The organism is Limnohabitans sp. (assembly GCF_031539175.1).
In the GTDB taxonomy this organism is placed as follows: domain Bacteria; phylum Pseudomonadota; class Gammaproteobacteria; order Burkholderiales; family Burkholderiaceae_C; genus Limnohabitans.
Genome location: NZ_JAVKLQ010000006.1, coordinates 16,105 through 31,626 on the forward strand (window position 1 = coordinate 16,105; position 15,522 = coordinate 31,626).

21 protein-coding genes and 1 pseudogene are annotated in these 15,522 nt (G+C 55.9%); 10 read left to right on the plus strand and 12 right to left on the minus strand.

All coding sequences use genetic code 11. The features are described 5' to 3' along the window. Positions 1-22 precede the first annotated feature (22 nt). Together RMS95_RS01195 and RMS95_RS01200 are read left to right on the plus strand one after the other, a co-directional pair. Complete coding sequence (locus tag RMS95_RS01195) at positions 23-262, plus strand: DUF333 domain-containing protein (RefSeq protein WP_310642858.1); 240 nt, start codon at positions 23-25, stop codon at positions 260-262. 22 nt (positions 263-284) lie between these two features. Further along, entirely contained in the window at positions 285-728 is a 444-nt protein-coding gene (locus tag RMS95_RS01200; RefSeq protein WP_310642859.1) for a hypothetical protein, read from the plus strand. A 12-nt stretch (positions 729-740) separates the two neighbouring features. Here RMS95_RS01200 and RMS95_RS01205 read toward each other — a convergent pair whose 3' ends face one another. Genes RMS95_RS01205 through RMS95_RS01215 form a run of 3 tightly spaced genes read right to left on the minus strand, consistent with a single transcriptional unit; the run spans position 741 to position 1,970 of the window. Next, on the minus strand, positions 741-1,163 hold the full coding sequence (locus tag RMS95_RS01205) for a protein-export chaperone SecB (protein ID WP_310642860.1): 423 nt from the start codon (positions 1,161-1,163) through the stop codon (positions 741-743). Next, positions 1,160-1,570 (minus strand): helix-turn-helix transcriptional regulator, encoded by a 411-nt coding sequence (locus tag RMS95_RS01210; protein WP_310642861.1) that lies wholly within the window; start codon positions 1,568-1,570, stop codon positions 1,160-1,162. Before RMS95_RS01210 ends, RMS95_RS01205 begins: the two co-directional genes overlap by 4 nt. Next, positions 1,557-1,970, minus strand: a complete 414-nt coding sequence (locus tag RMS95_RS01215; protein ID WP_310642862.1) for a hypothetical protein — start codon at positions 1,968-1,970, stop codon at positions 1,557-1,559. The genes RMS95_RS01210 and RMS95_RS01215 overlap by 14 nt, the downstream gene beginning before the upstream one ends. Before the next feature lie 236 nt (positions 1,971-2,206). Between RMS95_RS01215 and RMS95_RS01220 the strand changes: the two genes are divergently transcribed. Then, positions 2,207-3,541: an FAD-dependent oxidoreductase gene (locus RMS95_RS01220; RefSeq protein WP_310642863.1), complete on the plus strand. Its 1,335-nt coding sequence runs from the start codon at positions 2,207-2,209 to the stop codon at positions 3,539-3,541. A 7-nt stretch (positions 3,542-3,548) separates the two neighbouring features. On the opposite strand, the gene trxC is transcribed toward RMS95_RS01220, so the two are convergent. Next, complete coding sequence (gene trxC / locus RMS95_RS01225) at positions 3,549-3,980, minus strand: thioredoxin TrxC (protein ID WP_310642864.1); 432 nt, start codon at positions 3,978-3,980, stop codon at positions 3,549-3,551. A 149-nt stretch (positions 3,981-4,129) separates the two neighbouring features. Between trxC and RMS95_RS01230 the strand changes: the two genes are divergently transcribed. Next, entirely contained in the window at positions 4,130-4,342 is a 213-nt protein-coding gene (locus RMS95_RS01230; protein ID WP_310642865.1) for a DUF3820 family protein, read from the plus strand. Positions 4,343-4,363: 21 nt separating this feature from the next. On the opposite strand, the gene RMS95_RS01235 is transcribed toward RMS95_RS01230, so the two are convergent. Further along, positions 4,364-4,978 (minus strand): flavin reductase family protein, encoded by a 615-nt coding sequence (locus RMS95_RS01235; protein ID WP_310642866.1) that lies wholly within the window; start codon positions 4,976-4,978, stop codon positions 4,364-4,366. Positions 4,979-5,123: 145 nt separating this feature from the next. Between RMS95_RS01235 and RMS95_RS01240 the strand changes: the two genes are divergently transcribed. Then, positions 5,124-5,393 (plus strand): DUF333 domain-containing protein, encoded by a 270-nt coding sequence (locus RMS95_RS01240; RefSeq protein ID WP_310642867.1) that lies wholly within the window; start codon positions 5,124-5,126, stop codon positions 5,391-5,393. A 20-nt stretch (positions 5,394-5,413) separates the two neighbouring features. Here the strand turns inward: RMS95_RS01240 and ureG are convergent, their stop codons facing one another. The 7 genes from ureG to RMS95_RS01275 are packed head-to-tail and all read right to left on the minus strand — an operon-like array spanning position 5,414 to position 9,905. Then, positions 5,414-6,067 (minus strand): urease accessory protein UreG, encoded by a 654-nt coding sequence (gene ureG / locus RMS95_RS01245; RefSeq protein ID WP_405023346.1) that lies wholly within the window; start codon positions 6,065-6,067, stop codon positions 5,414-5,416. Further along, on the minus strand, positions 6,064-6,777 hold the full coding sequence (locus tag RMS95_RS01250; RefSeq protein ID WP_310642868.1) for an urease accessory protein UreF: 714 nt from the start codon (positions 6,775-6,777) through the stop codon (positions 6,064-6,066). Before RMS95_RS01250 ends, ureG begins: the two co-directional genes overlap by 4 nt. Further along, the gene (gene ureE, locus RMS95_RS01255) at positions 6,767-7,288 is read right to left on the minus strand and encodes an urease accessory protein UreE (RefSeq protein ID WP_310642869.1); all 522 of its coding nucleotides are present in this window, start codon (positions 7,286-7,288) and stop codon (positions 6,767-6,769) included. Before ureE ends, RMS95_RS01250 begins: the two co-directional genes overlap by 11 nt. Continuing rightward, entirely contained in the window at positions 7,288-9,030 is a 1,743-nt protein-coding gene (gene ureC / locus RMS95_RS01260) for an urease subunit alpha (RefSeq protein ID WP_310642870.1), read from the minus strand. The genes ureE and ureC overlap by 1 nt, the downstream gene beginning before the upstream one ends. Next, positions 9,030-9,365, minus strand: a complete 336-nt coding sequence (locus RMS95_RS01265) for an urease subunit beta (protein ID WP_310642871.1) — start codon at positions 9,363-9,365, stop codon at positions 9,030-9,032. Before RMS95_RS01265 ends, ureC begins: the two co-directional genes overlap by 1 nt. Before the next feature lie 15 nt (positions 9,366-9,380). Then, positions 9,381-9,557, minus strand: a complete 177-nt coding sequence (locus RMS95_RS01270; protein ID WP_310642872.1) for a hypothetical protein — start codon at positions 9,555-9,557, stop codon at positions 9,381-9,383. Positions 9,558-9,602: 45 nt separating this feature from the next. After that, positions 9,603-9,905, minus strand: a complete 303-nt coding sequence (locus RMS95_RS01275; protein WP_310642873.1) for an urease subunit gamma — start codon at positions 9,903-9,905, stop codon at positions 9,603-9,605. 323 nt (positions 9,906-10,228) lie between these two features. Between RMS95_RS01275 and urtA the strand changes: the two genes are divergently transcribed. The 5 genes and pseudogenes from urtA to RMS95_RS01300 form a co-directional block, all read left to right on the plus strand. Beyond that, positions 10,229-11,500, plus strand: coding sequence for an urea ABC transporter substrate-binding protein (gene urtA / locus RMS95_RS01280; RefSeq protein WP_310642884.1), 1,272 nt, complete (start codon positions 10,229-10,231; stop codon positions 11,498-11,500). 64 nt (positions 11,501-11,564) lie between these two features. Then, a complete protein-coding gene (gene urtB / locus RMS95_RS01285; protein ID WP_310642874.1) occupies positions 11,565-13,157 on the plus strand; it encodes an urea ABC transporter permease subunit UrtB in 1,593 nt (530 codons plus the stop codon). Positions 13,158-13,191: 34 nt separating this feature from the next. Next, positions 13,192-14,301: an urea ABC transporter permease subunit UrtC gene (gene urtC, locus RMS95_RS01290; RefSeq protein ID WP_310642876.1), complete on the plus strand. Its 1,110-nt coding sequence runs from the start codon at positions 13,192-13,194 to the stop codon at positions 14,299-14,301. Next, complete coding sequence (gene urtD, locus RMS95_RS01295; RefSeq protein WP_310642878.1) at positions 14,298-15,170, plus strand: urea ABC transporter ATP-binding protein UrtD; 873 nt, start codon at positions 14,298-14,300, stop codon at positions 15,168-15,170. The genes urtC and urtD overlap by 4 nt, the downstream gene beginning before the upstream one ends. A gap of 29 nt (positions 15,171-15,199) precedes the next feature. Next, positions 15,200-15,391, plus strand: a pseudogene (locus tag RMS95_RS01300) (ATP-binding cassette domain-containing protein); the annotation flags it as partial. Positions 15,392-15,522 lie beyond the last annotated feature (131 nt).

Sequence of the window (15,522 nt, forward strand, 5' to 3'; positions counted from 1 at the left end):
GAATACATGAAGGTTCATTGACATGCATCTGACGCAAATTGCCACCCTCTGCGCCATCGCCCTAGCCACCAGCGCCTGCACCCCGTCTGAACCCGCCACCCAGCCCGCCACCGAAATGGCCAACCCCGCGTCGGTGCACTGCATCAACGCAGGCGGCAAGCTGACCATCCAGCGCACACCGCAAGGTGAGGTTGGTATGTGCCAATTGGCCTCGGGCAAGGTGTGTGAGGAGTGGGCTTTGTTTCGGGGGGAGTGTTTTTAAAACATGAATGAGGAGAAGTGAAATGCTTGAACATGAATTGATGGAGCAGATTTACCAAGGCATAGACCCTCGCACGGGTGAGTTGTTGAGCAGTCCGCGTGACCCCATGCTGGATAAGCGTCGTGCAGCCTATCTTCAAATCTTGCGCAGATTGGCTCGTTCAGTCAAAGAGCCAAAGCTGCAAAAAGCCTATGCAAACCCACTGGTTGGCGGTGTGACTGGCGAAGTAGCCACAGAAAAACCAATCAATCAAGGCGCGCGCTGGACCGAGGCTGACGACCAGTTGCTACGCGATGTGTGGCATGGTCTTGAATCACCCACGCTCAAGCAAGTTGCTGAAAAATTTGCACGCAATGAAGGCGGAATTTCTGCACGCTTGGTCAAACTGGGTGTTTACGACGATCGTGAAACCGTCAGGCAGATCAGTCAACAGCGAGCGCTCAATCAGCAGCAACTGTCAGGTTGAAGCGTTGGCTCGTCAAGACTCAATTTCTAATTTGGAACTCGTGGCCAATACCGACAATCCCAACGTCAGAGCGCCAAATGGCTGGCGCCCAGTCAGCCATGAGACCGCCTCGCGGATCGCGCCATACAACACGCTGTTGGCCGTTATCAGCACACCGCGCTCTGCCTCTTCAGGGCTGAGTTTGCCGTCTACTTCGAAGTTACCCACACATTCCATGTCAATCACGTAGGGTTGTGATGGTTCGTTTTCTGCGTTGATGGTGCAGCGCATGTGGGCTTGGTAGATGCGCTCTTGGTCGGGCATTTTTCTGACGTCCAGCGAATTCACTGGCGCAAGTGTTACTTCTGTTTCGCTCGGTGTATGTGCCGTATTGGCCACGACAACGCTGCGGACAAAAAATACCTGTTGCAAGGTGATGGGGTGTGTGTTGCTCATGCCGCCATCCTGTTGGGCGCCCAGTCTGTGTGGCCCCAAGTCGCAGTGCTAACGGTGGTGACGGTTTGTTGTTCCACCAAACGCAATTGCGGGCGGCGGGTTGCTGTGACTTGCCAAAGCTTGTGAGCAGTGGGGGCTGTCTTAAGTTGAATATCTAGTTGCGTGCCTGTGGCGGTTGCCATCTTAACCATGGTTTCAATGGTGAAATTGCAGTCGCCTCTGAACACTTTGGTGATGTAGGCAGGGCTGGTTCCCAATTTTTGAGCCAGTTCGCCAAGTGTCATGTTTTGCCGTTTACGTTGGAGGTCAAGAGCCAAGGCAAAGTCAATCTTGGCTTGCTCGATCCAATAAGCATTGTCATGTTGAGCAGCTTCCATAAACTGCTGCAAATTTCTATTCAGTGTCATCTTGTTCTACCTCGCATGTTTGTTGTTCAATGGCTGCCAGATATGTTTTTTTGTATTGAATCGCTTTTTGTACTTTGGCTTTGTCGGCCTTTTGTCCAGATTTTCTCGTTCCATCTGTGCAAATAGCGATGTCGCCACTTATGCCCTTGAAGAAGAAAAGCCGAAACGGCCCTTTGATAAGTTCATAGATGCCATGTTCTTTGTTGGCCTCATGCCACCAAGCCGATGGGATGTGCTGCAAGCCATGTCGGGCAATTTCTTGTATGAACCTCACCAGTCCCGCCCTATGGGCTGCAGTGGTTTTTTCTCCTTGCGTCAAGAAATCTTCAACAGGGCAGTGCTCGCCTTCTTTTATGGCGAGCACGCGATACATGTCTTGGCTAAGAATTTTTAGTTTCAATTTTAACCTATAGGTTAAATATTCTGGGTTTGACTGTCATCAAATGGGTGGAAAAGAGGTTTTCAGTCTAAAAGTGCGCATGGTCGCGTGTGGTGAGTTCGTCTAACAAACACGTGCGCATCGCATACCATTCCCTCACTCACCCGCCCCGCAGGTGACCAACCTGCCTTCGAGGCATTGAAGCCCAGCTTCTCGTATGCGCCGACAGGTTTTCCTTCACATTCACGGAGTCCTTTATGACCACCGCACGTCGCACCCTCATCAAGGGCGCGGCAGCATTGGGCGCGTTGTCTGCTGCGTCTAGTTCTGTCATCGCTCAGCCTTTTCTTTTTTCTCCCTCCACCGAGTTGTTGCCCAAGGGCAAAAAGCGCCGCGTGGTCGTGTTGGGTGGCGGCTGGGGTGGCTTAGCCACGGCGCGTCATTTGCGCGAAGACGCACCCGACCTCGAAGTGGTGTTGCTAGAGAAGAACCCCATTTTTTGGTCATGCCCTTTGAGCAACAAGTGGTTGGTGGATGTGGTGGACACCTCGTTCCTCGTGCACTCGTACACCGCTGCTGCCGAGCGCATGGGCTACACGTTTGTGCAAACCGAAATCACCGACATTGACCGCGACAAAAAACGCGTGCATACCGCGCAAGGTTTTGTGGACTACGACTGGTTGGTGGTGTCTGCCGGTATTCGCGTGACGTACGAGCCTTGGTTTGGCAACGACCGCGCCGCAGCGGCCTACACACAAAAGCATTTCTCTAGCGCGTATGTGCCAAGCTCAGAGCATCTGGCGTTGAAGCAAAAAATCAAAGGCTTCAAAGGCGGCACGTTTGTGATGACGCTGCCTCCACCGCCTCACCGCTGCCCACCCTCGCCGTACGAGCGTGCGTGTTTGATGGCGAGCTATTTTCAGAAGAACAAAATCCCTGCGAAGATTTTGATTCTCGACCCCAAGCCACGCATCATGCCGATTGGCGGCGGTTACCGCATGGCGTTTGACGAGCTGTACCACGACGTCATCACCTACGTGCCCAACGCGGGCGTGAAAGAGCTAGACCCGTACAACAAAGTGGTGAAGACGATGGCGGGCGACTTTAAGTTTGACGACGCCATCTTCATGGGTCACCACCAAGCGGCCGACCTCGTGTGGAAGATGGGTGCCATTGGCAAAAACGCCGAAGGCAAGCCCACCACATGGGCGGCGGTGCATCCCGAGTTTTACAACTTGAAGGACGACCCGAATGTGTTTGTGATTGGCGACAGCGTGGGCGCTGTGTCGCCGCAGTTTGGCCACTACCCCAAGAGCGGTCACATCGCCAACCGCATGGGCCGCAGTGTCTCCACGTACATCGCGCAGCAGTCCAAAGGCCAGCCGATGAAGCCCGTCATCATCGACAACCTTTGCTACATGTTGGTCAACACCGAACCACTTGAAGCCATCAACGTGAAGTTTGAATACAAGATGGGCGAAGAAGGCCACTTGCTGCAAACCGTCACCGACGACAACTTCCGCCGCCAAGAACTGTGGCAAGCCGACCTGCAGTGGTACGGCACGATGGTGAAAGATTTCACGGGCGCTTAAACACCACTCAGCTGATTTGGCTGTTGATCCACTGCACCAAATCAGCCGCTGATCGCGCACCCGACATGCGCGCCACCTCGCGCCCACCTTTGAAGATGGCCAGCGTGGGGATGCTGCGAATGTTGTGCTGCGCGCCTGCATCTTGGTGGGCTTCGGTGTCGACTTTGACCAGCCTGGCTTTGGGTTCTAGCAAGGCGCAGGCTTTTTCATATTCGGGGGCCATCATGCGGCAGGGGCCACACCATGGGGCCCAAAAATCGACCACCACCGGTACATCGCTTTTGGCGATTTGGGCGTTCAAGCCTGCTGTGCTGAGTGCGGCGGGGTGCTTGTCAAACAGGGCTTTGTGACACTTGCCACACGACAACTCTGCGCCAAGTTTTTCTGTGGGCACGCGGTTGGTGCTGTTGCAGTGTGGGCAGACAAGGTGGGTGTGCATGAGGGCTCCGAGCGTTGGATGGAATCAGTATTTCAGATCTAGCTCGGGGCAGTTTGCGAATAATCAAGCCAACGCACGTATCAGGGTTCGGAGTAATGGCGCGCTACGATCCAAAGTCTGAAAGATCAATGAAGCCGAGACACAGCGCTATGACACCTGAGGATTTACAAAAACTCGTCACCATGACCATGCCTTTTGGCAAGCACCAAGGCACGTTGTTGGCCGACTTGCCGGGCAATTACCTCAATTGGTTTGCGCGCGAAGGATTTCCAAAAGGTGAAGTGGGTCGACTTTTAGCGCTGATGCACGAGATCGATCACAACGGCTTGAGCGATTTACTCACGCCGTTGCGTCGCTTTTGAGCATGAAGCGCAAGCGCTGCTTTAAGCCTTGGGGCGCCACATCCGAAATAACTGCTCGGGTCCGACGGTGAAGTAGTCGGCAGGCCCACCGCCACGCAAGACATGGTGGGCGTTGGCGGTGTCGTACACGCCGTCTTTGAGCAAGTGTTCGGCAATGTGGATGCCCACCACTTCGCCCAGCACCAACCACGTTTCTACTTTTTGCTTGTCGATGCCTTCGAGTTGCACGATCTGCGTACAACGGCACTCGAAGGACACAGGGCTCTCGGCAACACGCGGTACATCGACCACGCGTGAGGGGGCTGGCGTGAGGCCAGCCAATTCAAATTCGTTCACCTCGGGTCCGACGGGCGCGCAGGTTTGGTTCATGGCGTCGGCCAAAGGACGCGTGACCAAGTTCCACACAAAGCTGCCTGTTTCTTGCACGTTGCGCAGAGAGTCTTTGGCGCCAATGCTTGAAAAACCGACGATGGGTGGGATGTAGTTGAACGCTGTGAAGAAGCTGTAGGGCGCCAAATTCAACACGCCTTGAGCGCTGCGGGTGGACACCCAACCAATGGGGCGTGGGCCAACGATGGCGTTGAAGGGGTCGTGGGGTAGGCCGTGGCCGAGGCGGGGTTCGTAGAAATGCGTCATGCACTGACGATAAACCGATTTCGTCTTTTTGACTGTCACACAAAAATACGGAAGGTTTAAATTATTAAGAGCTACAAAGTATTAAAATAAGGGATAAATTGATTCTTAATGATGGTTTATGACAGTCCGATTTTTATCTTTGTATATGGTTTGTCTCACCGTGGCGTTGTTGGGTACGCCGTTGCAGGCGCACGCCAGTTCATCGTTGAATCCCGCATCGCAAACCTGTTTAGATGCAGGCGGCTCGCTGCGCATGGGCGGCAGCAGCCATTCCAACCGTTTGCTTTGCAAACTGCCTTCCGGCTTGGTGTGTGAGCGCTGGGCGCTGCGCCGTGGCGAATGCGGCAGCAAGATGGCGCAGGCGACATCGGCCATCGATGCCACTTTCAAGCCTGCGTCCTTGCGGACGCAGTGAGCTGATCGTCCTTCCTCGATTTACGAAAGCATGCCTTTTTTCTCAATAAAGGCAATGACTGCATTCAACCCGTCTAGCGTTCTCAAGTTGGTCATCACAAACGGCTTCAGCCCTTGCGCGTTGGTGCGCATGCGGATGGTGTCGGCTTCCATCACGGACAGGTCAGCGCCCACATAAGGGGCGAGGTCAGTTTTGTTGATCACAAACAGATCGCTTTTTGTGATGCCTGGGCCACCTTTGCGCGGGATCTTTTCGCCTGCGGCGACGTCGATCACATAGATGGTGAGGTCACTCAGCTCTGGGCTGAAAGTGGCGGCCAAGTTGTCGCCGCCGCTTTCAATGAACACCACGTCCGCATTGGGGAAGTCGACCAACATGCGGTCAATTGCTTCGAGGTTGATGGATGCATCTTCACGAATGGCGGTGTGTGGACAGCCACCCGTTTCCACACCCATGATGCGCTCAGCGGGCAACGCGCCACTCACGGTCAGCAAGCGTTGGTCTTCTTTGGTGTAAATGTCGTTGGTGATGGCGACGAGGTCGTATTTGTCGCGCATGGCTTTGCATAGCATCTCGAGCAAGGTGGTTTTGCCAGACCCGACAGGGCCGCCGATGCCCACACGCAGAGGGGGAAGCTTCTTGGTGCGGTGTGCGATGTTGTGCAAGTTTTTCATGATCTAAACAGTCTTGAGTATTGGGTTTCGTGCTGTGCCGAGAGGATGGACAGCATGGGGGAAAAGGCTTGACGTGTGTCGTCAGTGGTTTGCATCGCGTGCTGCACCGCACTGGCAATTTCTTGGGCAAGCTGCGTCAAGATGCGCTGGCCCGAGTTTTGACCGAGTGGCACCGATTTGAGAGCTGCTTGCACCATGTTTTCTGCCCATCCAAACGCATAGGCTTGCAAACATTGGTCTAATGGCGCGCCAGTGCGTGACAGAGCCAAGGCGAACATCAGCGGGTACGTGGGCACCCAGCCGTTGCACAGGGCGATGGTGTCAGCATCGATGGCATTCAGGTTGCGCAGCCATTCCAGCATCGAGCGTCCCATCTGCTCCGATTGCAAGCGCAGTTCAGCGGTTTCGCGGGTGGCGTGCACCCATTGGCTCAAGGTAGCAAGGCGTGAGATGTCTTTGGCTTGCCAAGCCACCACCATTTGCGCCAACACAGCCATGTCGCCACGCGACTGGGTGAGGTGCAACTGGTCAACCAGCCATTGTCCGGCACTGTGCTCGTCGTGCACAAAGCCTTTGTCAATCGCAGCTTCTAAACCCTCAGAGTATGAAAAACCGCCAATTGGCAACGCAGGCGATGCAAGCCAAATGAGTTGCAGCAGCGATGGCGTTGCGTGTGGCGTGTCGGACGTTGCGATGCGTTCAGTGGTCATGTGAACAACCGGGGCCATGCACATGGCCATGGTCATGCGATCCGTGTGCATGGCCATGGCTGCTGTAGGCACCGCCTTCTGGCTCAAAGGCTTCATGCACGGTGACCACGGTCATGTGCATGGCGCGCAACATATCAGCCAGCACATGGTCCGGCTCGATCTTCAAATGATCGGGTTTGAGTTCAATGGGCACATGGCGGTTGCCAAGGTGGTAGGCCGCACGCGTCAAATCAAAGGGCGAACCATGGTCTGTGCATGCGGTGATGCGTAGCACCTCTTGCGGTGCAGCCAGTACGCGCACGAGCGAGCCGTCTTCCACCACCAACACATCGCCGCCACGCACCAAGGTGCCGCGGGGCAAAAAGACACCTAAGGCTCGGCTGGTGGAGTCGGTGGCATTGAAGCGGCTTTTTTGGCGCACGTCCCAATCGAGTTCCACCGTGGCGGCGCGTTTGAGCAACGCAGCGGCCAAACCTTGGCCGCCAGCAATTAATTTAGAACAGGTGAGCATCAAAATAAGAAGTAGCGTTGAGTCATGGGCAAGCTCACCGCCGGTTCGCAGGTGAGCAAATGACCGTCAGCGCGCACAGCGTAGGTTTGGGCATCCACTTCCATGCGCGGCGCGTAGTCGTTGTGAATCATGTCACGCTTGCCCACGCTGCGAATGTTTTTCACGGCGCTGAGGGTTTTGTGTAACCCAAACTTCTGCCCAATGCCCGCCGCCAAGCCCGCTTGCGAGACAAAGGTGAGCGAGCCACGGTGCAGCGCGCCGCCATACGCGCCAAACATGGGGCGGTAGTGCACGGGTTGCGGGGTGGGGATAGACGCATTGGGGTCGCCCATCGCGGCCATGGCGATGAAGCCGCCTTTCAAAATGATGCTGGGCTTGATGCCAAAGAACGCAGGCTTCCACACCACCAAGTCGGCCCACTTGCCCACTTCCACACTGCCCACTTCGTGGCTGATGCCGTGTGCGATGGCGGGGTTGATGGTGTACTTGGCGATGTAGCGCTTGACGCGAAAGTTGTCGTGGCGGTCGGTATCGCCGGGCAACTGGCCGCGCTGGGCTTTCATCTTGTGCGCGGTTTGCCAAGTGCGGATGATCACTTCGCCGACACGGCCCATGGCTTGGCTGTCACTGCTCATCATGCTGATGGCGCCGAGGTCGTGCAAGATGTCTTCGGCTGCAATGGTTTCGCGGCGAATGCGGCTCTCGGCAAAGGCCAAGTCTTCGGCAATTGCAGGGTCGAGGTGGTGGCACACCATGAGCATGTCCACATGCTCGTCGAGTGTGTTCACCGTGTAGGGGCGCGTGGGGTTGGTCGAGCTGGGCAACACATTGGCCTCGCCCACCACTTTCAAAATATCGGGTGCGTGACCACCGCCCGCACCTTCGGTGTGGAAGGTGTGGATGGTGCGGCCTTTGAAGGCGGCCACGGTGTCTTCCACAAAGCCACTCTCATTGAGCGTGTCGGTGTGGATGGCCACTTGCGTGTCGGTGGCTTCGGCCACGTTCAAACAGTTGTCAATCGCGGCGGGCGTGGTGCCCCAGTCTTCGTGCAGCTTCAGGCCAATGGCACCTGCGTTGATTTGTTCGTGTAAGGAGTCGGGCAATGCGGCATTGCCTTTGCCCAAGAAGCCGAGGTTCATCGGAAACGCATCCGCCGCTTGCAACATGCGTTCAATGTTCCATGCGCCGGGTGTGCAAGTGGTCGCAAAGGTGCCCGTGGCAGGGCCTGTGCCGCCGCCGAGCATGGTGGTCACACCACTCGTCAAGGCTTCTTCAATCTGCTGTGGTGCGATGAAGTGGATGTGTGTGTCCACACCGCCCGCAGTGACGATGTTGCCTTCGCAGCTGATCACCTCAGTGCCTGGGCCAATGACGATGTCTACGCCGGGTTGTGTGTCTGGGTTGCCCGCTTTGCCAATGGCCACGATGCGGCCAGCTTTCAAACCGATGTCGGCTTTGACGATGCCCCAGTGATCGATGATGAGCGCGTTGGTCATCACGGTGTCTACCGCGCCGCCGGCTTGTGGGCCCGCGCCTGTTCCGTCACGTGTGCGCTGCGATTGCGCCATGCCATCGCGGATGGTTTTGCCGCCGCCGAACTTCACTTCTTCCCCGTAGCCGCCTGCTTTGAGCGTGAAGTCTTGTTCAACCTCAACCACCAAGTTGGTGTCGGCCAAGCGAAGGCGATCGCCCACGGTGGGGCCAAACATTTCTGCATAAGCGCGTTTGCCGATGGTTGCCATTACGTGTGTCCTTTATCGACAGCGACTTGATCTACCGCGCCATTCACCAAACCGCGAAAGCCAAAGACGTTGCGCTCACCACTCAGGTCGACGAGCTCAACGGTGCGTTGTTGGCCGGGTTCAAAACGCACGGCGGTGCCCGATGCAATGTTCAAGCGCATGCCGTGTGCGGCCGCGCGGTCAAAGCGCAAGCCCGCATTGGTTTCTGCAAAGTGGTAATGCGAGCCCACTTGAATGGGGCGGTCACTGGCGTTTTGCACCACGAGGGTGTGCGTGCGCCGTCCTGGGTTGAGGGCGTGTTCGCCCTCGTCAATCAAAAGTTCACCGGGTGTCATACGTGCCTCGTGTGGTTATTTGCCGCGACCGGTGAACCACCAGACAAGCGCAGCGGCAACAGCCATAGAAACAAAGCCCCACACATCGGTGGCGTGGTAATGCGAGGCACCTTCGATGCCGTGGCCTTCGTGGGCGACAGCGAGAGAGGGCAATACGGCAAGAAGGCGAATGCAAGAAGCAAGACGTGACATGGTGGGGTTTCCCAAAACGTGGGTCAAAAGAAGGTCAAAAGAATTTCAAAGAATGGGTTGATGGACGGTCACGAGCTTGGTGCCGTCGGGAAAGGTGGCTTCGACTTGGATGTCGGGAATCATCTCGGCCACGCCGTCCATCACATCGGCGCGCGTCAGCACGCTGCGTCCGGCACTCATGAGTTGCGCCACGGTTTGACCGTCGCGTGCACCCTCCATCACCGCAGCGCTGATCAGGGCCACGGCCTCGGGGTAGTTGAGTTTCAAGCCTCGGGCTTGTCGGCGTTCGGCCAACAAGGCGGCCGTGAAGATCAAGAGTTTGTCTTTTTCGCGAGGGGTGAGTTCCATAGTGCCTCAGAGTATGCAACTTGTGTGCCTTCTTATCGGGCCCAGATGCTGCCATGTTGTGACAACTTTGGTGCGTATCTGCCTTCTTGGTGCGTGCACCAAGGTGCGCTGAGGCCGTCCATTGTGGTGCGCACTTGTCTTCATGATCAAAGTTGGTGCGCAGCTTGGTCTGTGGTTTCGTGATGGGCGTGCTCCTTATAGATCCCCGTTTTAGCATCTAGGCAAACCACAAGTTGGCACAAGCTTTGCAATAGGTCTTACAAGCGAGTGAATGAGATGCCCGCTGAACACCGCAACCTAATTTTTTTGGAGTGAACCCCATGATGAATCGTCGAGGAAACCTCAAGGCCCTGGCTGCCGCCGCAGCGCTGTCGGTCGGATCGTTTGTGATTGCGCCGCAGGCTTTTGCAGCAGACACCATCAAAGTTGGCGTGCTGCACAGCTTGTCGGGCACCATGGCTATTTCTGAGACCGTGTTGAAAGACACCGTATTGATGGCCATTGACGAAATCAACGCCAAGGGTGGCGTATTGGGCAAGAAGCTCGAGCCCGTGGTGGTCGACCCCGCATCCAACTGGCCTTTGTTTGCTGAGAAAACCAAGCAGTTGCTGACGCAAGACAAAGTTTCGGTGATCTTTGGTTGCTGGACCTCTGTGTCTCGCAAGTCCGTGTTGCCTGTGGCTGAAGAGCTCAACGGCTTGTTGTTCTACCCCGTGCAATACGAAGGTGAAGAACTCAGCAAAAACGTGTTCTACACCGGTGCTGCCCCTAACCAACAAGCCATCCCTGCTGTGGATTACTTGATGAGCAAAGACGGCGGCGCTGCCAAGCGTTGGGTCTTGTTGGGCACCGACTATGTGTACCCACGTACCACCAACAAAATCTTGCGCGCTTACCTGAAAAGCAAAGGCGTGAAAGACAGCGACATCGATGAGAAGTACACCCCATTTGGTCACTCCGATTACCAAACCATCGTGGCTGACATCAAGAAGTTCTCGGCCGGTGGCAAGACCGCTGTGGTGTCCACCATCAACGGTGACTCCAACGTGCCCTTCTACAAAGAACTCGGCAACGCTGGCTTGAAAGCCAAAGACGTGCCCGTGGTGGCTTTCTCTGTCGGTGAAGAAGAGTTGCGCGGTGTGGACACCAAGCCTTTGGTCGGTCACTTGGCCGCATGGAACTACTTCATGTCCATCAAGAACCCCACCAACGATGAGTTCATCAAGAAGTGGTCTGCTTACGCCAAGGCACACAACATCGCTGGCCACAAAGACAAGCCTTTGACCAACGACCCCATGGAAGCGACGTACATCGGCGTGAACATGTGGAAACAAGCGGTGGAGAAAGCCAAGTCCACCGACGTCGACAAAGTGATCGCTGCCATGGCTGGCCAAACCTTCAAGGCGCCAAGCGGCATCACCTCGAAGATGGACGAGAAAAACCACCACTTGCACAAGTCGGTGTTCATTGGCGAGATCAAGGCTGACGGCCAGTTCAACGTGGTCTGGAAGACACCCGGCCCTGTGAAAGCCAAGCCATGGAGCCCATTCATCGAAGGCAACGACAAGAAGTCTGATGAGCCTGTGAAGAAGTAAACCCTCTCCAAGGGATGAACTTGGGGGAGGGCTGATGCCCTCCCTCTTTCTTTTTGGAACACTGATGACTCGAATTTCTTCTTTCTCTTTGGCTGCCGTCACCTTGAGCTGTGCCGCGTTGTTTGCTTCCTCAGCGATGGCGCTGACGTCTGAGCAAACCCGTGCCTTGACGCTCGGTGAGACAGACGCCCGCATCACAGCGCTGCAACAAGCGCTCGCATCGCCTGACGAAAAGACTGCAGCCTTCATGCAAGCCATGGCGGACGATGCTGTCAAAGTCAGCGGCACACACGTGTTGATCGTGCGCGATGGCAAAGCGTCAGACCCCGTGACAGGTGACGCGCAATCCCTGCCCGAGGGTGCAGAAGACGTGATCAACAACAACCGCATGCGCGGCGAGATTGACGCCGCTTTGGCCGCGTTGCAACTGCTCAGCCCCGATGCCGCGCTGCGACTGGCCGCGACCAAAGCCATGCTGAAAGAGCCCGATCCGACCAAGCTGGCCATGCTGGAAAAAGCACTCGCCGTTGAACAGAATTCGGGTGTCAAAACCCACATGTTGCTGGCCCGAGCCGCCGTGATGCTCAACAGCACGGACGCCCAAGCGCGTTTAGCCGCTGCCAAAGCTTTGGCCGACAGCCAAACCCCCGACACCCAACTCTTGCTGAACCAACGTTTGAGCGAAGAGCAAGACAAACAAGTGCGTAGCCAATTAGAGGCTTCGCTCAGCACCATTCAGGCGGCGCTCAACTGGGGCGAAAAGCTGGGGGCTTTGTTCACCGGTATCAGCTTGGGCTCTATTCTTCTGCTGGTCGCCTTGGGCCTCGCCATCACCTACGGCTTGATGGGCGTGATCAACATGGCGCACGGCGAGTTGATGATGATTGGCGCTTACGCCACTTACGTGGTGCAAGGCTTGTTCCGCCAGTACTTGCCGGGCATGTTTGACGCGTATTTGTTGGTGGCCGTGCCTGCTTCCTTCTTGGCCGCCGCCTTGGTGGGCGCGGTGCTGGAACGTTTGGTGCTGCGTCACTTGTATGGCCGACCCCTTGAAACCCTGTTGGCCACTTGGGGCATCAGCTTGGGTTTGATGCAAGGTGTGCGCAGCTTGTTTGGCGCGCAAAACGTGGGGGTTGAAAACCCTTCATGGATGAGCGGTGGCGTGCAACTGCTGGCCAATTTGTCCTTGCCCTACAACCGCTTGGTCATCATCGGTTTTGCCTTGTTCGTGTTGGTCGGCATGACCCTGTTGATCAGCAAAACACGTCTGGGCCTGTTTGTGCGCGGCGTGACCCAAAACCGCCCCATGGCCTCCGCCTTGGGGGTGAACACAGCCCGCATTGACACCTATGCGTTTTCACTCGGTTGTGGCATTGCGGGCTTGGCCGGTTGTGCGTTGAGCCAGATTGGCAACGTGGGTCCTGACTTGGGGCAAAACTACATCGTCGACGCCTTCATGGTGGTGGTGTTGGGTGGCGTAGGCCAACTCGCAGGCACGGTGTACGCCGCCATGGGCTTGGGGTTGATGAACAAATTGCTTGAAGGCGTGGCGGGTGCCGTGTTGGCCAAGATTGCCGTGTTGATTTTCATCATTGTGTTCATCCAAAAACGCCCACAAGGTTTGTTTGCGATGAAGGGCCGAAGTGCCGAGGCTTGATATGCACACAACAACAACGACTATGACTTCTGCGATGCAACTCCCTCAACCCGCCCCTCTGATGAGTCGCCGTGCGTGGGTGGCTTTCTTGGCGGCCCTCGTCACGCTGTGCGCGGTGGTGCCGGTGCTCAATCTGTGGGTACCCGAGAGCAGCCTGTTTCACATGAGTGACTACGCGGTAGGCTTGGTTGGCAAGATCATGTGCTACGCCATCTGTGCCTTGGCCATGGACTTGATTTGGGGCTACACCGGCATCTTGTCGCTCGGCCACGGTTTGTTTTTTGCCTTGGGCGGTTATGTGATGGGCATGTACCTCATGCGCCAGATCGGCACCGACGGCAATTACAAAAGTAACTTGCCCGACTTCATGGTGTTCCTCGATTGGAAAACCTTGCCATGGCACTGGACCTTCAGTGACAGCTTCATCGCCACTTTGATTTTGGTTGTCGCTGTGCCTGGCGTGCTGGCTTGGGTGTTTGGCTACTTTGCGTTTCGCTCACGCATCAAAGGGGTGTACTTCTCCATCATCACGCAGGCGTTGACGTTTGCTGCGATGTTGCTGTTCTTTCGCAACGAAACGGGTTTTGGTGGCAACAACGGCTTCACCGACTTCAAGCGCATCTTGGACTTGCCCATTGCCACGCCGGCCATGCGCATGACGTTGTTTGTCATGACCAGCGCTTGCCTCTTGGGCTGCTACGTGTTCGCCCGCTGGTTGGTGCAAAGCAAGTTTGGCCGTGTGTTGCAAGCCATTCGTGATGCAGAGAGCCGCGTGATGTTTTCGGGCTACTCACCGCTGCCGTACAAATTGACCATCTGGGTGATCTCGGCTGTGATGTGCGGCATTGCAGGCGCGCTGTATGTGCCGCAAGTGGGCATCATCAACCCCAGCGAAATGAGCACAGCCAACTCGATTGAGATCGCCGTGTGGGCGGCAGTGGGCGGTCGTGCCTCCCTGATTGGCCCCATCGTGGGGGCTTTCTTGGTCAACGGCATGAAGAGTTGGTTGACCGTGACGGCCCCTGAATTTTGGTTGTATTTCTTGGGTGCACTGTTCATTGGCGTGACGCTTTACATGCCGCACGGTGTGGTGGGCTTGGTCCAAAAACTGAGCGCCAAGAAACAGGCAGGAGAGAAAGCATGACCCCCGATCTGTTTGAACAAGGCGCAGAACGCTTGGCCACGCACCAAGCCCGTGTGGTGGCCGAGGTGACCTCGGGTGACCGCAGTGCAAGCTTTGGCCGCATTCACGAGCCCGGCTCGTTGGACTTGACCCACGGTCGCATCTTGTATTTGGAAGATGTGCATGTGAGCTTCGATGGTTTCAAGGCCATCAACGGTTTGTCGCTCGACATCGCGCCTGGCGAGTTGCGTTGCATCATTGGTCCGAACGGCGCCGGCAAGACCACGATGATGGACATCATCACCGGCAAAACCAAGCCCGATTCAGGTCAAGTATTTTTTGGCAGCACCATTGATTTGCTGCGTCACAACGAACCTGAAATCGCGCAGTTGGGCATTGGTCGTAAGTTTCAAAAGCCCACGGTGTTTGAACAGCTGACCGTCTTTGAAAACTTAGAGCTGGCTTTGAAAACCCACAAAGGGGTTGCCGCTTCGATGTTTTTCAAGCTCAACGGCACGCAACGTGATCGATTGGGCGAGGTGCTGAAAACCATTCATTTGGAAGACAGCGTGAGCCGTCAAGCTGGTAATTTGAGCCATGGCCAAAAGCAATGGTTAGAGATCGGCATGTTGCTCATGCAAGACCCCAAGTTGTTGCTGCTCGACGAGCCCGTGGCCGGCATGACCGACTATGAAACAGAGCGCACAGCCGAGTTGTTTTTGACGCTGAAAGGCAAGCACTCGCTGATGGTGGTGGAGCATGACATGAGCTTCATCAACACCATCTCAGACATTGTCACCGTCTTGTGCGACGGCTCTGTGCTGGCGCAAGGTACGCTGGCACAGGTGCAAGCCGACGAGCGCGTGATCGAGGTGTATTTGGGCCGTTGAGGCTCAAACTAAAAAACGAGACACACACCATGCCCCTCTTAGAAGTCAACAACATCAACCAGTACTACGGCGGCTCGCACATCTTGCGTGACGTCAGTTTCACCGCCGAACTCGGCAAGATCACCGTGCTTTTGGGGCGCAACGGCGTGGGTAAAACCTCGTTGCTGAAGTCACTCATGGGGGCGGTGCCCATTCGCAGCGGCAGCATCACATTTGGCGGATTCAAGGACGAAGTGCAACAAAGATGAACTGGTTATAGGTGGCTGAGGATGCGAGAGCATCATGGCCGCTTTAACCGCCAAATCGAAATTGCCCAATGTACAAGCACCTCAGCCGAGAAGAACGATACCAA